The sequence below is a fragment of the Nostoc cf. edaphicum LEGE 07299 genome, from assembly GCF_015207245.1.
Classification (GTDB): Bacteria; Cyanobacteriota; Cyanobacteriia; order Cyanobacteriales; family Nostocaceae; genus Nostoc; species Nostoc edaphicum_B.
This window is the reverse complement of record NZ_JADEXF010000963.1, coordinates 1-2,694: the sequence shown is the minus strand read 5'-3', so window position 1 is coordinate 2,694 and position 2,694 is coordinate 1. Positions and strand designations below refer to the sequence as shown.

The following is a 2,694-nucleotide window of genomic DNA, read 5'->3' as shown; positions in this document are numbered from 1 at the left end:
AGACAGAATTTACATTCTGTCTTTTCACGGATTTTGGAAAACCTCACTTTCATTCCTCTCTCTGACTACGAAATTGCTTACTCATCAATAAGTATCATCGAAAAATAAGTGTATGGCGAGAATTTCGAGGTAGGTTTTAAATACTGAGGTATTTTGAGGTATTTTTGACCTCCAATCATATTTTTGGCGATTTTTATTTCATTTAAATTGTTTTTAGACGTTTTTTCTTGGTTTTTTGCTCAGGGTTGGCATCTTCCTTATCTTGTTTCTCCAGTTCTGGTAACTTAAAAAGAACTCCCGCAAAAAACCAATAATAGGCCGCAACAGGATCGACATCCAGAGGATAGTAGTAAGTGTTGGTGCTAATAAACAATATAAACACCCACAAAGCTGCTCCGGAACTACGGAAATTACGGTTCTTTATAGACCGATAGGTTTTAAAGCCCAGAATTGTTAAAGTTGTTACCAAACCCAGAAACGCTAGTAATCCAAAAATTCCCACTTCATAAAGTACTTTGGGGTAGTAGGTTTCCACAAGCTTAGTTTGACCCATCACACGAGCAGAGTTTGTTGCTCGTCCTAAGCCGCTTCCCAATGGCCCATCTACGTTTTTCCAATTTTCTTCAAATTGCTGGATGATAAAATCTTGAGGTGGTGAAGCGTTCCAACGACTGACAAAACTCTCGGTTCTCTCTTGCACAACAGCAGGGTTAGTCACCATCGCAATTCCCAGAATGAAGGCAAGTCCCACGCCTATGGGGATAAATCGTTTCAGGTTGCCAAGTTGTCCGGTAAGCAATAGCAGAATTCCGAAGCAGATTGGTACTAAAGCTAAGGCGATTCTCTGCCCAGAGATTACAGCATTGATAAAAACTCCCGCTATAGAACCTAAACCGATGAGCCGCCATATTGGCGAGGGATCGGTGAAACCGGTGGCAAAGGTAAAAAAGGTGCTAGAAATTAAGAACCAAGCCCACTGCCAAGGAGCTACAAATGTCCCTGGTAGGCGAATAATCCCTTCTTCGGGACTATATACTAGCGCTCCACCAAAATAACATCGGGCTTCGAGTGTTGCTCTAAATAAGGCATCTCCTTCAAGGCCTCTAGTGCCTTGACATACACCGGTTAGTAGTAAAAAGTATTGAATAAATCCTAGCCCGCAGCAAATCAGTGTGAGGACAATCTGGAGGCGCAATAAAAATAGAAAATCCCGCTTATCGCGAATTAGATAGTAGGCACAACCAATCAGAGGGACATAGCCTAAAAATACTTTTAGTCCCAGAATTCCCATACCTAATGGTATTTCTTGGGGTGCTTTTTCTAATAGTCCTACACTCTGTGGGTTAAATTGCTGTCCACCATTAACAAACAACAGTGTTAGCAGACTGCAAGCGAAAACAATATAAAGTGGGATTTGAATGCCTTTGGGAATAATTATAGGTAGCCCCTGTTTACGGCAAGTTTGCCAAAGTCCAATTAGCGCTGGAACGTAAAAGGCATCTTTAGCTAATTGGAGTATGGGACTATTGCCCAAGTAGTAGGTGATAGTACCTCCCACAGGTATATAAATGATGAAAGCATATAGGGCTTGGCGCGGATATTTGTAGGAAAGGGACATGACTATTATCCCTAACACGCCAGGGACTGCTGCTTTAATTCCAGCTACAAAAAAAAGTAGAATGCCAACAAAGACACCGCCAAAAATGGCGGTGGTGAGTAAGCTAGTGAGTTCTTTACGTACTTGGGCAGATTTGCGCTTTTGGGCTAACTGTTCTTTGAGGCTAAGGGCAGAAGTTTCCTTTTTAGCCTGCTTTTTCGATTTTTTCGATTTCTGAGATTTTGATTTGAATTTTGGCATAGTGGCACTGTAGCCTATCAGCCTCGCAAAATACTCCATTATATAGGACTAATATTTGATTTAAAAATACACGTAGGAGGCCAGTGCGTTGCGGAGGTTCTCGACGCTTGAGTACTTGCTCTAAGCGTTGGCACAGCCTCTGTAGAGAAGTCATGCCGTTGGCGTACCCTTACAGGGAGCTACGCATGGCGTATTGCAGACCATTGGTGTCAACTTAAGCTGAAACTCCTTTAAAACCTCGTTTCTAGCCTCTGGCCAAGCAAATCAACTCGTAGAAAGAGGAAACCCAAAGAGTGATCTTTGGAATCCCCCACTGCATTCAGTATTTCGAATCAGTGGTGGGAGGATGTCAAAATTCTGATAGTTGATAAATCTGTTTGGATCGCTGTAGATTGTACAATCCAAATTCGTCTCTCAATGATTGATTTAATAATTTACGATTAAAAATGCTAAATCTTAATCTTTTTGAATTTTCAAAAAGATTTTCTCCTGTTGCCAAAATATAAACTGCACCTGGAAATGGTAGTGATTTAATCGATTTTCCTTTGTTCTTTAAAATATCTCTAACTTTAGCGTGGTCTATATAATATCTATAGTATCCGTAGCCACGATTATATTCTGCGGTTTCTGGCAAATCATTCAAATCATATCGAATAATGTTACAAGTCCCGCACATTTTATAAAAATTGCTTCTCTTGATATAGATGTAATTATTGCCTTCTTGATATTTATAACCTTTATTTATAAACCATCCATTAGAATCAGGGTGTTGTTGAACAAATTTCGCTAAATTTTGACTCACACAATCGTCAGCATCAACTGTCATAGTGTGAGTG

At 40.3% G+C, this 2,694-nt stretch carries 1 protein-coding gene and 1 pseudogene; both read right to left on the bottom strand.

Going from position 1 to position 2,694, the window contains the following annotated elements; all coding sequences use genetic code 11:
* Nucleotides 1-202: 202 nt before the first annotated feature.
* Nucleotides 203-1,858: a hormogonium polysaccharide biosynthesis protein HpsL gene (hpsL, locus tag IQ229_RS23195; protein ID WP_194047796.1), complete on the bottom strand. Its 1,656-nt coding sequence runs from the start codon at nt 1,856-1,858 to the stop codon at nt 203-205.
* Nucleotides 1,859-2,207: 349 nt separating this feature from the next.
* A pseudogene (locus IQ229_RS23190) lies at nt 2,208-2,694 on the bottom strand (glycosyltransferase family 2 protein); the annotation flags it as partial.